General features: G+C 58.8%; 13 protein-coding genes. 12 read left to right on the forward strand and 1 reads right to left on the reverse strand.

Going from position 1 to position 15,902, the window contains the following annotated elements; genetic code table 11:
• The 12 genes from dnaA (at window position 1) to MTP37_RS00060 (ending at window position 14,795) form a co-directional block, all read left to right on the forward strand.
• A complete protein-coding gene (dnaA, locus tag MTP37_RS00005; protein WP_005937115.1) occupies window positions 1-1,323 on the forward strand; it encodes a chromosomal replication initiator protein DnaA in 1,323 nt (440 codons plus the stop codon).
• A 398-nt stretch (window positions 1,324-1,721) separates the two neighbouring features.
• Entirely contained in the window at window positions 1,722-2,828 is a 1,107-nt protein-coding gene (gene dnaN, locus MTP37_RS00010) for a DNA polymerase III subunit beta (protein WP_249237637.1), read from the forward strand.
• A 12-nt stretch (window positions 2,829-2,840) separates the two neighbouring features.
• Window positions 2,841-3,056, forward strand: coding sequence for an RNA-binding S4 domain-containing protein (locus MTP37_RS00015; RefSeq protein ID WP_005929126.1), 216 nt, complete (start codon window positions 2,841-2,843; stop codon window positions 3,054-3,056).
• Window positions 3,056-4,177 (forward strand): DNA replication/repair protein RecF, encoded by a 1,122-nt coding sequence (gene recF, locus MTP37_RS00020; protein WP_249237638.1) that lies wholly within the window; start codon window positions 3,056-3,058, stop codon window positions 4,175-4,177. Before MTP37_RS00015 ends, recF begins: the two co-directional genes overlap by 1 nt.
• Before the next feature lie 86 nt (window positions 4,178-4,263).
• Entirely contained in the window at window positions 4,264-4,521 is a 258-nt protein-coding gene (gene remB, locus MTP37_RS00025; protein ID WP_249237639.1) for an extracellular matrix regulator RemB, read from the forward strand.
• 218 nt (window positions 4,522-4,739) lie between these two features.
• The gene (gene gyrB, locus MTP37_RS00030) at window positions 4,740-6,734 is read left to right on the forward strand and encodes a DNA topoisomerase (ATP-hydrolyzing) subunit B (RefSeq protein ID WP_249237640.1); all 1,995 of its coding nucleotides are present in this window, start codon (window positions 4,740-4,742) and stop codon (window positions 6,732-6,734) included.
• A 205-nt stretch (window positions 6,735-6,939) separates the two neighbouring features.
• Window positions 6,940-9,522, forward strand: a complete 2,583-nt coding sequence (gene gyrA / locus MTP37_RS00035; RefSeq protein ID WP_249237641.1) for a DNA gyrase subunit A — start codon at window positions 6,940-6,942, stop codon at window positions 9,520-9,522.
• 366 nt (window positions 9,523-9,888) lie between these two features.
• Complete coding sequence (locus MTP37_RS00040; protein WP_249237642.1) at window positions 9,889-10,854, forward strand: glycosyltransferase family 2 protein; 966 nt, start codon at window positions 9,889-9,891, stop codon at window positions 10,852-10,854.
• Between the two features lie 26 nt (window positions 10,855-10,880).
• On the forward strand, window positions 10,881-11,882 hold the full coding sequence (locus tag MTP37_RS00045; RefSeq protein WP_249237643.1) for a glycosyltransferase family 2 protein: 1,002 nt from the start codon (window positions 10,881-10,883) through the stop codon (window positions 11,880-11,882).
• Window positions 11,883-11,894: 12 nt separating this feature from the next.
• Window positions 11,895-12,890 (forward strand): glycosyltransferase family 2 protein, encoded by a 996-nt coding sequence (locus tag MTP37_RS00050; protein WP_249237644.1) that lies wholly within the window; start codon window positions 11,895-11,897, stop codon window positions 12,888-12,890.
• 13 nt (window positions 12,891-12,903) lie between these two features.
• Window positions 12,904-13,893 carry a glycosyltransferase family 2 protein gene (locus tag MTP37_RS00055; RefSeq protein ID WP_249237645.1) on the forward strand — a complete coding sequence of 330 codons (990 nt, stop codon included), beginning with the start codon at window positions 12,904-12,906 and terminating at the stop codon, window positions 13,891-13,893.
• A gap of 320 nt (window positions 13,894-14,213) precedes the next feature.
• Window positions 14,214-14,795, forward strand: a complete 582-nt coding sequence (locus MTP37_RS00060; RefSeq protein ID WP_249237646.1) for a manganese efflux pump MntP — start codon at window positions 14,214-14,216, stop codon at window positions 14,793-14,795.
• 265 nt (window positions 14,796-15,060) lie between these two features.
• Here MTP37_RS00060 and MTP37_RS00065 read toward each other — a convergent pair whose 3' ends face one another.
• Window positions 15,061-15,738 carry a GntR family transcriptional regulator gene (locus MTP37_RS00065; RefSeq protein WP_249237647.1) on the reverse strand — a complete coding sequence of 226 codons (678 nt, stop codon included), beginning with the start codon at window positions 15,736-15,738 and terminating at the stop codon, window positions 15,061-15,063.
• Window positions 15,739-15,902 lie beyond the last annotated feature (164 nt).

Raw genomic sequence — 15,902 nt, forward strand, 5'->3', positions numbered from 1 at the left:
ATGGATTCTTTCAAGGACGTTTTAGAGGCCGCGCAGGCGTACTGCAAAACGCAGATGGCCGAGCCGACCTATAATCTCTATATCGACGGGTTGGAGCCCATCAGCTTTGAGGACTCCAGCCACATCACCCTTTCGGTGCGCAACGACTTCATCTGCAAGATCGTGACGGACCGCTATCTTGGCCTGCTCAAGGAGGCCTTCAAGACCGTGCTGGGCTTTGACGTGGACATCACGCTGGTGGTGCCCAGCACCCCGCCCCACGAGGTGGTGCTGGCCCAGCAGTACGAGGCAAACCCCGCCTCCCCGCAGGGCAACTACGAGTTCACCTTCGAGAACTTCATCAAAGGCCCCTCCAACCAGTTTGCGTTTGCTGCTGCGCAGGCGGTGGCGGCCAATCCCTCCGGCGCCTACAACCCGCTGTTCATCTACGGCGGCTCCGGTCTGGGCAAGACCCATCTGCTCACCGCCATCCAGACCGAGATCAAGCGCACCCACCCCGACTTCGTCATCATGTATGTTACCTGCGAGCAGTTCACCAATGAGCTGATCGCCGCCATCCGCGCCGGCAGCACCGAGGACTTCCGCATGAAGTACCGCGTGGCAGACCTGCTGCTGGTGGACGATATCCAGTTCATCGCCGGCAAGGAGTCCACCCAGGAGGAATTTTTCCACACCTTCAACTCCCTGCACGACGCCCACAAGCAGATCGTCATTGCCTCCGACCGCCCGGCCAAGGAGATCAAAAGTCTGGAAGAGCGTCTGCGCACCCGCTTTGAGTGGGGCCTGACCGCCGATGTGCAGCCGCCGGATTTTGAGACCCGGGTGGCCATCGTCAAGCGCAAGGCAGAGCTTCTGCATCTGGACCTGCCCGAGGATGTGGCCGAGTTCATCGCCAACCACCTGAAGAACAACATCCGCCAGCTGGAAGGCGCCGTGAAAAAGCTGAACGCCTACTACATGCTGGAGGGCATCCAGCCGGTCATCAGCGTGGCCCAGAATGCCATCAAGGACATCCTCAACGAGACCCAGCCGGTGCCGGTCACCATCGAGAAGATCATCGGCGAGGTGTCCCGCACCTTCAACGTCTCCCCTGCCGACATCCGCGGCACCAAGCGCAACGCCAACGTTGCCTCTGCCCGCCGCGTGGCCATCTACATCCTGCGGGAGGTCACCGGCATGAGCATGGAGGAGATCGGCCGCGAGTTCTCTGGCCGCGATCATTCCACCATCGTCTACTCCCTCAAGACCATGGAGCGGGACATGAAGAACGACCAGCACCTGCGGGAGACCGTCAGCGACATCATCAAAAACGTGAAGGCCTGACCGGGGAAAATGGGGTAAAAGTCATACTCATTTTGACCTCTAACCCCAAAATATGGGGAAGAACCGGAAGAAAATGGGGAAAAACGGCCCATATCTTGTGGTAAAAACGCAAACCTTTCCACACTTTCCACAGAGTTTTCAACATTCAACCTGTGTTCTCCACATGGGCTGTGGAAAGAAGGGGTCCTTCTCACCTTTCCACGATCCATTCACAACACATTCACAATGCCGTGGAAACCCAAACCCCCGCATTCCGACAGGACTTTTCCAAGTTTTCCACAAGTTCCCCACCCCCTACTACGGTTACTACAACAAGTTCAATAAGATAGACCGGTCCGGAGACTGCATTCCAACCCAAAACAGCATCCGGACCCGGAAAACAAAGGAGAGAATTCAGTTTGAACATCGTATGTGACAAAGTTCTGCTGAGCGCAGCCATCGATGGTGTGTCCAAAGCCGTCACCATGCGTTCAGCGATCCCCGTTCTGGAAGGCATTCTGCTCAAGGCCGAGGGCTTCCAGCTCAACCTGACCGGCTACGATCTGGAAATGGGCATCGTGACCACCATCGAAGCCAATGTAAAGGAAGCCGGCGAGGTGGTGCTGAATGCAAAGCTGCTCAGCAGCATGATCAGCCGGATGCCTGCCGGTCAGGTGGCCATCACCTCTGCCGAAAACGGCAAGACCACCATCCAGAGCGGCGTCGTCCAGTTTGAGATCCAGTCCATGCCGGCCAGCGATTTCCCCGAGCTGCCCAACACCGGAGCCGAAGAGACCCTGACCATCAAGACCGGCGTGCTGAAAGATATGATCGATCGTACGTTATATGCGGTCAGTCAGGACGAGAAAAAGCCCGCCCATACCGGTGAGCTGTTCGAGATCCTGCCCGACAAGCTGACCGTGGTGGCACTGGACGGCTACCGTCTGGCCATCGTGGAGCGCCCGGTCACGGCGGTGAAGGACATCCGCATCATCGTGCCCAGCAAGACCATGACCGAGGTCTCCCACCTGCTGCCCAACGATGACGAGGAGCTGGTGCACATCAGCGCCAACCGCCGCTATGTGGTCTTTATGGCGGGCGGCTACACCATCATGAGCCGCCTGATCGAGGGCGAGTTCCTCAACTACCGCAACGTGATCCCCGCCGACAGCCGCACCCGCGTGACCATCGACACCAAGGAGTTCATCGAGACCATCGAGCGTGCTTCGCTGATTATTACAGAGCGTTTAAAAAATCCCCTCCGCATCTCCTTTACAGAGGGTAAAGTCGTCGTCCGCTGCCAGACCAACCTTGGCCGCGTGGTGGATGAATTCAACGCTGACTGCGAGGGCGACGAGGTGGAGATCGGCTTCAACAACCGCTATCTGCTGGACGCGCTGCGCAACGCCCGCACCGACAAGGTCCGCATGGAGATCAGCGGCCCTCTGAGCCCGGTAAAGGTGCTGCCTGCCGAGGGCAGCGATTTCCTGTATCTGGTGCTGCCGGTGCGTTTCAAGAACGATTAAGAGGGATAATTTATGCAGAAAATTCTCATCCATACGGAGTTTATCAAGCTGGATGCCCTGCTGAAATATGCAGGCCTGTGCGAGACCGGCGGCGAAGCCAAGGAGCTGGTGCAGGGCGGTGCCGTGAAGGTGAACGGCGAGGTGTGCACCATGCGCGGCAAAAAGTGCCGTGCCGGTGACGTAGTGGAGCTGGACGGCCAGACCGTGGAAGTCGGGCAGGGGCAGTAATGCGTCTGCTGTCACTGGAAGTTGCGAACTACCGCAATATTGCGGCGGCGCAGCTGGAGCCGGGCCGGGAGCTGACCGTGATCTGCGGCAACAATGGCCAGGGCAAAACGAACCTGCTGGAGGCCATCTGGCTGCTGACCGGCGGCAAAAGCTTCCGGGGCGGCAAGGATGCCGAGCTTGTGCGCCGCGGGGAAACATTCGCGGTGCTGGAAGCCGTCACCCAGCGCACCCGGCAGGAGGATCAGGAACCGGACGACCCGGCCAGAGTGCGCATCACGGTGGGCACGCCGGACGCGCAGCGGCCCGGGCGGTATGCATCGGTGAACGGTGCACCATCCAAACGGGCGGCAGGCCTTGCGGGCAGTTTTCCGGCTGTGGTGTTCGACCCCGGGCACCTGAGCCTTGTCAAAGGAGCGCCGGAAGGACGGCGGCGGTTTCTGGACGCGGCGCTGTGCCAGCTGTACCCCGGCTACCTTGCCACCTACCGCCGCTATGTGCGGGCATTGCAGCAGAAAAACGCGCTTCTGCGTCATTCTGCAGGCGGCACAGAGCGTCCGTGGGCAGAAAAATGTGCCCTGCTGGAGGTGCTGAACGTGGAGCTTGCAGCGCAGGGCGAGGTCATCCAGAAGCGGCGGCGGGAGTATCTGGCCCTGCTTGGCCCGCTGGCTTGCGCCAACTATGCCGAGCTTTCCCACGGGGCAGAGCGCATGGCAGTGCACTATGCCGCCCAGTTTGAGCCGGGCGGGTTGTCCGCACTTTTGAAGCAGCGCCAGAACGAAGAGTTGCGCGCCGGGCAGAGCCTGTGCGGCATCCACCGCGAGGATGTTGAGCTGCTGCTGGACGACCAGCCCGCAAAGGTGTTTGCAAGTCAGGGACAGCAGCGCAGCGTGGTGCTGAGCCTGAAAATGGCCGAAGCGGCTGCCGCTGCCCGGATCACCGGAGAGCACCCGGTGCTCCTGCTGGACGATGTGCTCAGCGAGCTGGACGAGGGCCGCAAGCAGTATCTGCTGACCCGCATGAAGGAAAAGCAGACCTTCGTCACCAGCTGCGATGATACCGCGTTCCTGAAAACGGACGGCGAGGTGTACCGCATGAACGGCGGTGTGCTGAGCCGGGCCTGACCGGGACGAATGCTGCAAAAGTCCATACGAAACCTGTGCATAAACAGCATTTTATGCATGAGCTGCCGGAATGAGGAAAATACTGTATGTATATTCATCTGGGGCGCGACTACGTACTGAATGACCGGGACATCATCGGCATCTTCAACTTGGAGACCACCACCATCACTCCCCGGGGCCGGGAGTTTCTGAACTATGCCCAGAAGAACGGCGCGGTGGTGAGCCTTTCGGACGAGCTGCCCCAGAGCTATGTGCTGGCGGACGGCGCGGTGGTGGATACGGTCTATCTTTCCGAGTTGTCCCCTGCCGCCATGCGCCGCAGAGCCGAAAAGATGGTGGAGTAAGATTTGAGGAAAACGGGCGGAAAATCCACAGAAAAAGAGGGATGGGAAAGCCCCGGAACTGCCCGGAAAGCCGCACCGCGCCAGCCGGAACGCCCTCTGCGGGCAGCGAGTGAAAACACAACAAAACGGCGAGAAAAAAGTACACCCTGGTGTACCGGTTCCCGCTTTGCTATAATTTGAAAAAACAAACGCAAAAACGAACAAAAGGGAGAAAGGAAATGGCAGAAGAAATCATTACCAGCACAAATGCCGAAACCGCTACCGACCATGAGTATAATGCCAGCGAGATCCAGGTCCTGAAGGGTCTGGAAGCGGTGCGCAAGCGCCCGGGCATGTATATCGGCTCCACCGGCGAGCGGGGCCTGCATCATCTGGTCTACGAGATCGTGGACAACGCCATCGATGAAGCGCTGGCGGGCTACTGCGACCACATCGAGGTGAAGATCCTCAAGGACAACATCATTCAGGTCACGGATAACGGCCGCGGCATCCCCGTGGACATTCAGGCCGACACCGGCCTGCCCGCTGTCACCGTCGTTTACACCATCCTGCACGCCGGCGGCAAGTTCGGCGGCGAGAACTCCGGCTACAAGGTGGCCGGCGGCCTGCACGGCGTGGGTGCTTCGGTGGTCAACGCCTGCTCCGAGTGGCTCACCGTCGATGTGCGCCGCGACGGCAAGGAGTACGAGCAGACCTTCCGCCGCGGCGACCCGGACGGCCCGCTCAAGTGCATCGGCACCGTAGCCGACGGCGTCACCGGCACCCGGGTCACCTTCAAGCCGGACCCGGAGATGTTCAAGGACACCACCGTGTACGACTTCGACACGCTGGAAAAGCGCCTGCGGGAGGAAAGCTTCCTGAACGCCGGTGTCAAGATCACCCTGACCGACGAGCGCGAGATGTATACCCCCGTGCTGGAGGACGGCAAGGAGGGCGACCCCTGCTACCGTACCGAGGTCATGTGCTACGAGGGCGGCATCAAGAGCTTTGTCACCTATCTGGGCGAAAAGCGCAAGCTGGACGTGCTGCACCCCAATGTGATCTACCTCAAGGGCCAGACCGACCGGGGCATGGCAGAGATCGCACTGCAGTACAATTCCAGCTACAATGAGCTGCTGCTGAGCTTTGCCAACAACGTCAACACCCCGGACGGCGGCACCCACGAGGAGGGCTTCAAGAACAGCCTGACCCGCGTGTTCAACGATTACGGCCGCAGCCACGGCCTGCTGAAGGACAAGGACGAGAACCTGTCCGGCGCAGACGTCCGCGAGGGCCTGATCTGCGTGATCTCGGTCAAGCTGCAGGAGGCAGAGTTTGAGGGCCAGACCAAGGCAAAGCTGGGCAATACCGAGATCCGCACCCTGGTTTCCAACATGGTCTACTCCAAGCTGATGGAGTTCTTTGAGGAGAACCCCGGCGTGGCAAAGGCCATCTTTGAAAAGGCCACTCAGGCCGCCCGTGCCCGCGCCGCTGCCAAAAAAGCCCGCGAGCTGGTGCGCCGCAAGAGCGCGCTGGAGACCAGCCGGATGCCCGGCAAGCTGGCAGACTGCCGCGAGAAAGACCCCAGCCGCACTGAAATTTTCATCGTCGAGGGCGACTCTGCAGGCGGTTCCGCCAAGATGGGCCGCGACTCGGCCATTCAGGCTATCCTGCCGCTGTGGGGCAAGATGCTGAACGTGGAAAAGGCCCGCGCCGATAAAATCTACGGCAACGACAAGCTGATGCCGGTGGTTCTGGCGCTGGGCTGCGGCATTGGGGACGAGTTCGATATCTCCAAGCTGCGCTATGATAAAGTGTTCATCATGGCCGATGCCGATGTGGATGGCTCCCACATCTGCACCCTGATGCTCACCTTCTTCTTCCGCTATATGCGCCCGCTCATCGAGCAGGGCCATGTGTATGTGGCCCAGCCGCCCCTGTTCAAGGTGCAGAAGGGCAACACCATCAAATATGCCTACAACGACGCCGAAATGGCCGTGCTTTCGCAGGAGATGCCGGGTGCCAAGGTGAACCGCTATAAGGGCCTTGGTGAGATGAACCCCGAACAGCTGTGGGAGACCACCATGAACCCCGATAACCGCGTGATCGTGCAGATCACCATTGACGACGCCGAGAAGGCCGACGAAGCCTTTACCATCCTGATGGGCGATCAGGTGGAGCCCCGCCGCCGCTTTATCGAGACCAACGCTCAGTACGCAAAGCTGGACGTGTAAGCGTGCTCGCCCTCTCCGTCTTTGCTTCGCAAATCCACCTCTCCCAAAGGGAGAGGCCTTGGCAAAGAGATGACGTTTGCGTGGACTGCCAAGGGCTCCCACTTTGGGGGAGCTGGCGCGTAAGCGCCTGAGAGGGCAAGGCTGTTTTCCGAGAAAAAATCCCTTTCCTGTACAAAAGAGAGGGTCAAACCCTACGGAGGAAACAATGGAAGAAGATTATGTGATGATACCGGGCAGCGGAACCAAAAAGATCATCCGCGATGTCAAAAAGGAGATCGAGACCGCATTTCTGGACTACTCCATGTCGGTCATCGTGTCCCGCGCTCTGCCCGACGTGCGCGACGGCCTGAAACCCGTCCACCGCCGCATTCTGTACACCATGCACGAGCGCGGCAACGACCCCAGCCATCCCTACCGCAAATCCGCCGACACCGTTGGTGCGGTGCTGGGCTCTTACCATCCCCACGGCGACGCATCGGTCTACGATGCCATGGTCCGTCTGGCACAGGACTTCTCTCTGCGCTATCCGCTGGTGGATGGTCAGGGTAACTTTGGTTCTGTGGACGGCGACCCCCCGGCTGCCTACCGTTACACCGAGGCCCGCATGAGCCGCATGGCGGTGGAGATGCTGACCGATATCGAGAAGGACACCATCGACTGGGACCCCAACTTTGACGAGACCAAGAAAGAGCCCAGCGTGCTGCCCTGCCGCTTCCCGAACCTTTTGGTCAACGGCAGTCAGGGCATCGCGGTCGGCATGGCCACCAACATCCCGCCCCACAATCTGAGCGAGGTCATTGACGGCTGCATCGCCTATATCGATAACCCGGACATCGACCTGCCCGGCCTGATGGAATACATCAAGGGCCCGGACTTCCCCACTGCCGGCATCATCATGGGCCGCAGCGGCATCCGCGCTGCCTACGCCACCGGCCGGGGCAAGATCACCCTGCGGGGCCGCGCCACCATCGAGGAGACCAAGAACGGCCGCACCCAGATCATCATTACCGAGATCCCGTATATGGTCAACAAGGCACGGCTCATTGAAAATATGGCCGACCTTGTCAAGGAGAAGCGCATTGAGGGCATCACCGGCCTGAACGATGAGACCAACCGCAAGGGTATGCGCATCGTGGTGGACATCCGCAAGGACGCCAACGCACAAGTCATCCTGAACCAGCTGTACCAGTATACCCAGCTGCAGGATACCGTGGGCGTCATCATGCTGGCCATCGACCACAAGGTGCCCAAGGTCCTCACCCTGAAGCAGATGCTTCAGAAGTACGTGGAATTTCAGGACGAGGTGGTGCGCCGCCGCACCCAGTACGACCTGAAAAAGGCCAAGGAGCGCGCCCACATTCTGGAAGGCCTGAAGAAGGCCACCGACATCGTGGACGAGCTGATCGCCACCATCCGCGCCTGCAAGGGCGGCATGGCCGAGGCCAAGGCTGCCATCATGGAGCAGTTCGGCTTTGACGATCCGCAGGCAGATGCCATCGTCAAGCTGCAGCTGGGCCGTCTGGCAGGCCTTGAGATCCTGAAGATCGAGGAAGAGCTTGCCAGCCTGCAGGCCAAGATCGAGAACTGGGAAGCCATTCTGGCCGATGACGCCCGTGTGCTTGCCATCGTCAAGGACGAGCTGCTGGAAATGAAGAAGCGCTTCGGCGACGAGCGCCGCACCGAGATCCAGTCGGTCACCGGTGAGGTGGATATCGAGGACCTGATCGCCGAGGAGCAGTGTGTCTACACCCTGACCGAGGCCGGCTATATCAAGCGCCAGCTCAAGGCCACCTATCAGGCACAGCGCCGCGGCGGACGTGGTATCTCCGGCATGACCCGCAAGGAAGAGGACATCGTGCAGGAGATGTTCGTAGGTTCCACCCACGACTATGTGCTCTTTGTCACTGACCGGGGCCGTCTGTTCCGCATCAAGGGCTACACCATCGCCGAGGGCAGCCGCACCAGCAAGGGCAGCAACATCGTCAACCTGCTGCAGCTGGCTGAGGGCGAAAAGGTCACCAACATGATCTGCCAGTCGAAGGAAGCCGACACCGAGGGCGGCTTTGTGACCATGGTCACGAAGCAGGGCCTTATCAAGCGCACCCCGCTGGAGCAGTATGCCAACATCCGCAAGTCCGGCCTGATCGGCATTGCCCTGAACGAGGGCGATGCACTGGCATGGACCCGCCTGACCACCGGTCACGATATGCTCATCGTTGCCACCCGCAACGGTCAGGCCATCCGCTTCAACGAAGAGGATGCACGTCCCATGGGCCGCAGCGGCCACGGCGTGCGCGCCATCCGTCTGGCCGAGGGCGATGAAGTTGTGGGCGTGTGCATCTGCCGCGAGGGCGGCACGGTGCTCACCGTCACCGAGAACGGCAAGGGCCGCCGGTCCGATATCGACACCTACCGCATCACCGCACGCGGCGGCAAGGGCATCCGCAACTACGACGCCGCCAAGGATAAGGTGGCTGCGGTCAAGATCGTGGATGATGTGGACGACGTGCTGCTGAGCAGTCAGGAGGGCATCATCATCCGTCTGCATGCCAACGAGATCCCGCTGCAGAGCCGCTACGGCTCCGGCGTGCGGGTAATGCGTCTGGGCGAGAACGACAAGGTGATGGTGCTGGCCCGCACCGACCACGACGACGAGGCACAGACCGAGCAGATCGATACCTCTGACGCCGATGCCGAGCCCACCGCAGAGCAGCTGGCCGCCATGGAGGCCGCCGATGCAGCCTCTGCCGCCGAGACTCCGGAAGCGGACGATAAGAGCGAAGAATAACGAATCGAGGGCCAACAGATAGCTTTCTCCGCGAACAGCGACGGGTTGCGGTACCCAGCAGCCGCATCGCATTCGCTTGCGTCTCGCTGACCGCGGCCCCAACGGCAACTCCCTGTTTCCGCCATTGGCGGCGGTCATTGCAGTTGCAGAACCCACGGTTCCGCCCCATCGAGCAAAGCTCGCCGGGGCCCCACTTCCCGGTCATTCGCTGGAGAAACTATCTGCCGGCTTCCCGGACTGAAAATCCCCGCAGATGCCTTTGTGCTGTCTGCGGGGATTTTTTGTACTTTTCAGCGGCGGAAAAACAATGTATAATAGAAGCAGTATGTGCCGGAAAAACACGAATGTGAGAAGAGGAACAGAAACATGACAGAACAAAAGCGTCCGGAGATCAGCATCATCGTGCCGGTGTACAAGGCGGAAAAATATCTGAACGAGTGCATCGACTCCATCCTTGCCCAGACCTTCACGGACTTTGAGCTGATTTTGGTAGACGACGGCTCCCCGGATAACTGCCCTGCCCTGTGCGATGCGGCGGCAGCAAAGGACAGCCGCATCCGGGTCATCCACAAACCGAACGGCGGTGTAAGCACGGCCCGCAATGCGGGTTTGGCAGCTGCGCAGGGAAATTGGATCGGCTTTGTGGATTCGGATGATGTGATTGATAAGACTTACTATGAAAAGCTGTACCGTGCGGCAAAGCAGTCTGGTGCCGAAATTGCAGCCAGCAACATTCTGTACGCAAACGCGGATGGCACCCCGAACAACTACAAGGACCTGCCGCTCAAAAATGAGGTGCTGACCATTGACGAAGCAGCACATCGCATCCGTATGACACCGCTGGTTCAGGCTGCAACCAGATTGCATCGTCGGGACGTGATAGAGAAGATCCATTTTCCGGATGGCAAAAACTACGAAGATGCGTTCACGACGCCGACCATTTTTGAAAATTCTACAGCAGTTGCCTGTGTGGAGGAAATGCTTTACCATTACCGCCTTCATCCCAGCAGCATCATGCATGAAAAGGTCGGCCTGAAAAATCTGGATGAGATCGATGCCAACTATGGTTTACTCCAATGCGCGCTCCGGTACGGCAAAAAAGACACCGCCCTGCTGGAATATAAAATCATGAAAAGCTATTTCAAAAAAATCATGAAAAACCTTCCCCTGGAAGACCGGAATGACCCGAAGGTACAGCAGACCATCGATCTGATCTGCAAGGCAGAAACAGAGGTCAGGCAGGCCGGGGCAGATACCCTGCGCAATAAGCTGGAAGCGGCCGTGTGGTTCTGGAACAAAACCGTTTATTATCACCTGAAAGGCTGGGCCTGATCAGAAGTCGTGAAGGAGAGAATGTTGTGAGTGAAAAGAGAGCGGAGAGCCGCCCGGAGATCAGCGTCATCGTGCCGGTGTACAAGGTGGAACGATATCTGAACGAGTGCATCGACTCCATCCTTGCCCAGACCTTCACGGATTTTGAGCTGATCTTGGTAGACGACGGCTCCCCGGACGGCTGCCCTGCCCTGTGCGATGCGGCGGCAGCAAAGGACAGCCGTATCCGGGTCATTCACAAACCGAACGGTGGGGTGAGTTCAGCCCGCAATGCCGGGCTGGATGCTGTCCGCGGAAACTGGATCGGCTTTGTGGATTCGGATGATTCCATCGATCCCTCTTACTATGAGAAGCTGCATCAAGCTGCGGTGCAGTCTGGTGCAGAGATCGCAATTGGAGATATCCTCTATTTTGAGGCGGATGGTTCACTGAGCGGATATCAGGAAAAAGCACTCCAGACAGAGGTGATCTCCGGGGACGAGGCCATCCACCGGATGCGGCTCACACCATTTATCCACCTGACGACTCGTCTGCATCGTCGGGAACTTTTTGATACACTCCGTTTTCCGGTGGGCAAAAACTATGAGGATGCCTTTACGACACCGCTGATTCTGGAACAGGTCACAAAAGTTGCCTGTGTAGGAGAACCGCTTTATCATTACAAATTCAACCCTGTGGGGATCGTGAGGACGAAGTTCGATTTTAAAAATTTGAATGAAGTATACGCGAACTACGCTTTGCTGGAATGTGCCTTGAGACATGGAAAGAAAGACACTGCTTATCTGCAGTATATCATTATGAAAAACTTTGCCCGGAAAATACGCAGGCAGCTGCCGCCGGAAAAAAGAAATGATGCACAGGTACAGCAGATGGAAGCCTGCCTGAAAAAGGCAGGGGCCGAGGTAAGGCAGGCAGGGGCATTCACGGTGCAGAACTGGCTGGAAGCAGAGCTGCGGGCAGTCAATGCGCCGCTGTATAACCGCTGCAAATATAAGATCCGGCAGACAAAACCGAAAAAATGCAGGTAAGGAGAAACCGTTGTGAGTGAGCAGAAGGTCAGAAACCGTCCTGAGATCAGCGTCATCGTGCCGGTGTACCGGGTGGAAAAATACCTGAATGACTGCATTGATTCCATCCTTGCCCAGACCTTTGCAGACTTTGAGCTGATCCTGGTAGACGACGGCTCCCCGGACAGCTGCCCTGCTTTGTGCGATGCCGCAGCGGCAAAGGACAGCCGCATCCGGGTCATCCACCAGAAGAACCGCGGCCTGAGCGGCGCCCGCAATGCCGGGCTGGACATTGCCCGGGGCCGCTGGATCGCCTTTGTGGATTCGGACGATATGCTGCTGCCGCAGGCGCTGGAAAAGGCCCACAGCACAGCGGAAAAGACCGGTGCGGACGTGGTACTGTACGGCTTTGCGTTCACGGACGAAAACGGCAAGGTCTATGATGGCTGGGATACGACCCAGTACGATGAGGTCATCCCGCAGCAGGAGATCTATAACCGGCTGGTCATCGGCATGTATCAGTCCATGTGCAATAAGCTTTTCCGGCGGGAGCTGTTCGACGGCCTGCGCCTGCCGGAGGGCAAAAAGTTTGAGGACACCTACACCGCACCCCGGATCTATGAGCGGGTGCAGAAGATGGCCAGCATCCCGGAGTCGCTGTACCAGTACCGGCAGGTGCCGGAGAGCATCATGCACAGCAGCTATTCGGTAAAAACACTGGACCGGGTGGAAGCTTGCTACCAGATGTTTCTGGGCATGTACCGGCACAACGCAGAGACCCTGTGCGAAGCCTACCGCACCGTGCTGACCGCCCTTGTGGATATCTGGTGGCACCTGACCCCGGAGGAGCGCAGAACCCCCCGGATGAAAGAGTGCATGGGATACGAACGGGACGCACGGCATAAGCTGTGGCAGGCCCGGGCCATCACCCTGCGGGGGATCTCGGATACGATCCGGTACACAAAATCGCCCGCAAAGTATCTGGAACTGCGCAGAGAACGGCAGGCAAAACTGCAGAACCTGAAATGATGAGGAAGTTACCGTGAAAGAACAGCACACGATCCGGCCCGAAAGCAGGAAAACCATCAGCATCATCGTGCCGGTATATAAGACAGAGCGTTTTCTGAACGCCTGCATCGCTTCCATCCTTGCCCAGACCTTCACGGATTTTGAGCTGATTTTGGTGGACGACGGCTCTCCGGACAAATGCCCTGCCCTGTGCGATGCCGCAGCGGCAAAGGACAGCCGCATCCGGGTCATCCACCAGAAAAACCGGGGCCTGAGTGGGGCACGCAATGCCGGGCTGGACGCGGCAGAGGGCGAATGGATCGCCTTTGTGGATTCAGACGACACCATCACGCCGGACTTCTGTGCAAAGCTTTACCATGCGGCGCAGGAGGCCGGTGCGCAGATGGCCGTATGCAATTACCGGCAGGTGGACGAAGCCCTGACCCCCATCCGGGAGCAGTATCTGCATGTGCGGCGGGAGGTGCTGACCCCGGAGCAGGCGTTGGAGCACAGTACCCTTCTGCCCTACATGGTGGTGTGGAACAAGCTGTACCACCGCAGCATCTTTGCGCAGCTGCGCTTTGCAGAGGGCAAGCTGAACGAGGACACCCTGCTGATCGCTTACGCCTACGAAAAAGCGAAAAAGATCGCCAACATCCCGGATGCGATGTACCTCTACCGCAAGGTGGCGGGCAGCATCGTGAACAGCAAAGTCACCCTGCGCAATCTCGACCGGGTGGAGGCAAACTATGCGGTGTTCGAGTGTGCCCGCCGCCATGGCGTCACCGGCTCGCTGTGTGAGCTGTACTGGGTGCTGCTGCACTCGCTCATCGATGTGGGCTCCCACCTGACGGCGCAGGAGCGGAAAACGCCCCGGATGCAGCAGGCCCGGGAATATGAGCGCCGCGCCCGCCGGGCACTGCGGCAGGAGCATGCCGTCACCCCGCAGGCGCTGGGCAATACCCTGTGCTTTATCCTTTCGCAGGACCGGTATTTTGAGACCCGCTGGAAAAACAGGACCTGAAGGCGATTGTTTCTAAAAACGGTTTCCACGGTTTGTCTGGACTTCCGGCGCGGGATATGCTACAATAACAGAACGATCACAAATACCCGTGGGGGAGTAGCAAGCGCCGGTTGCAGAAGGCGCAGCAAGTCAACACAATGGCCGGTGGTTTCGGTCTGGCTTGCTTTAATTTGCGAGACTCATGTGTTTTTGGCGCGCAGAATGCCGCCCGTGCACATGGAGTCGATGATAAAAATTGACCCGGCTTCGGACGTGCAGGTGCGCCCGAGGCCGGGTTTTGTATTGCCCGATATTCTGGTCAGATTCAGGAGGCAGACAATATGGAATGGAGCTTTGTATTTTTCCTCAACAGCGCCCTGCTGGGCGTGGGCCTTGCAATGGATGCGTTTTCAGTGTCGATGGCAAACGGCCTGCACGACCCCCGTATGAGCAGGGGGACCATGTGCAGAATCGCGGGCACCTTTGCCCTTTTTCAGGCGGTCATGCCCATGACCGGCTGGGTGTGCGTGCACACCATCGTGGAGATGTTCTCTTCCTTTGAAACATTCATCCCGTGGATCGCGCTGGCACTGCTGGGCTACATCGGCGGCAAGATGCTTGTGGATGGCATCCGGGGCGAGGAAGCCGAAGAGGCCGCAGAGCTCAGCGCCGGTGCACTGCTCATGCAGGGCGTCGCCACCAGCATCGATGCGCTCTCGGTGGGCTTTACCATTTCGGAATACGGCTGGCTGATGGCTCTGGCGGCATCGCTCATCATTGCGGTAGTCACCTTCTTCATCTGCATGGCGGGCCTGCGCATCGGCAAAAAGTTCGGCACGAAGCTTTCCGGCAAGGCGTCCATTCTGGGCGGCATGATCCTCATTGGCATTGGTCTGGAAATCTTTATTTCCGGGGTACTGTGAAAGCTATCATATAACAATAAGCCCGGAAGGCTGACCCTCCGGGCTTGTGCATGAACTCCTTCAGTTTCGCATACGCTCGACAGCTCCCTCAAAGAGGGAGCCGAACCCTCTCAGTCATCTCACTTTGCACAAATAAAGCTCCCCCGAAGGGGGGAGCTTTATTTGTGCTGACCGGAAGATGCAAAAAAGCTCTCTCTTTGGGAGAGCTGGCTGCGACCATCGGGAGCAGACTGAGAGGGTTCAACCATTGTTCCACATAGAACAATTACTTTTCCGGCTCAAAGTAGTCGGCATATTCCTCGGTCAGCTTGGAGCCCAGCCGCCGGATGCCGCCGTAAAGGTGCTTTTCCACCAGCGGCTCAAAGGCGGCAAGGTCGCACCGCTCAATGGCATCCAGCAGGCTCCGGTGATCTGCGATCACTTCCGCAAGCCCGCCGCTGGTGATGGTGTCCAGCATCCGGAAGCGGCTGTAGTCGGCGTGGGCGTTCTGCAGGGTGCTCCACAGATACATCTTGTCCATGGCGGCAAACCATGTCCCGTGCAGGGTGCGGTCGGCCTCGTACAGCCGGTTGTAATCGGGCTCTTCCGTGGCGGCAAGGGCCGCATAGGCCTCCACCCGTCTGCGGATGAGCGCCCGCTGTTCGGGGGTGCACTGGGGCGCAAAATCCCGCAGGATGCGGGCCTCCACGGCGGTGCGCTCGTAGATCAGCTCGTCCACGATGCGGCGGTTCAGCCGGGTGACGGTGGTGCCCTTATAGGGCACGATCTTCACCAGCCCGTTTTCCTGCAGTTTCTGCAAAACCACCCGGATCATGCTGCGGGGGGCCGCAAAGCGGCTGCACAGCGGGTTTTCGCTCAGCAGGGAGCCGGGGCGGATGGTCAGATCGATGATCTCCCGCTTCAGCACGGCGTAAATTTCAGCATCGGTTCTATATTGTTCCATACCTCTCACCTAATGAAAATGATGTATTCCTTTAGCGGGCTCGCCCTCTCAGTCAAAGCCTGTCGGCTTTGCCAGATTCCCCCTTTTGTCGCTTACGCGCCATCTTCCCCCGGCGCGGGGGAAGTCTTTCCTCAAAGGGAGAGCCTTTGGCAGTCCACGCGGAC

Source organism: Faecalibacterium sp. HTF-F, assembly GCF_023347535.1.
GTDB classification, from domain to species: domain Bacteria; phylum Bacillota; class Clostridia; order Oscillospirales; family Ruminococcaceae; genus Faecalibacterium; species Faecalibacterium wellingii.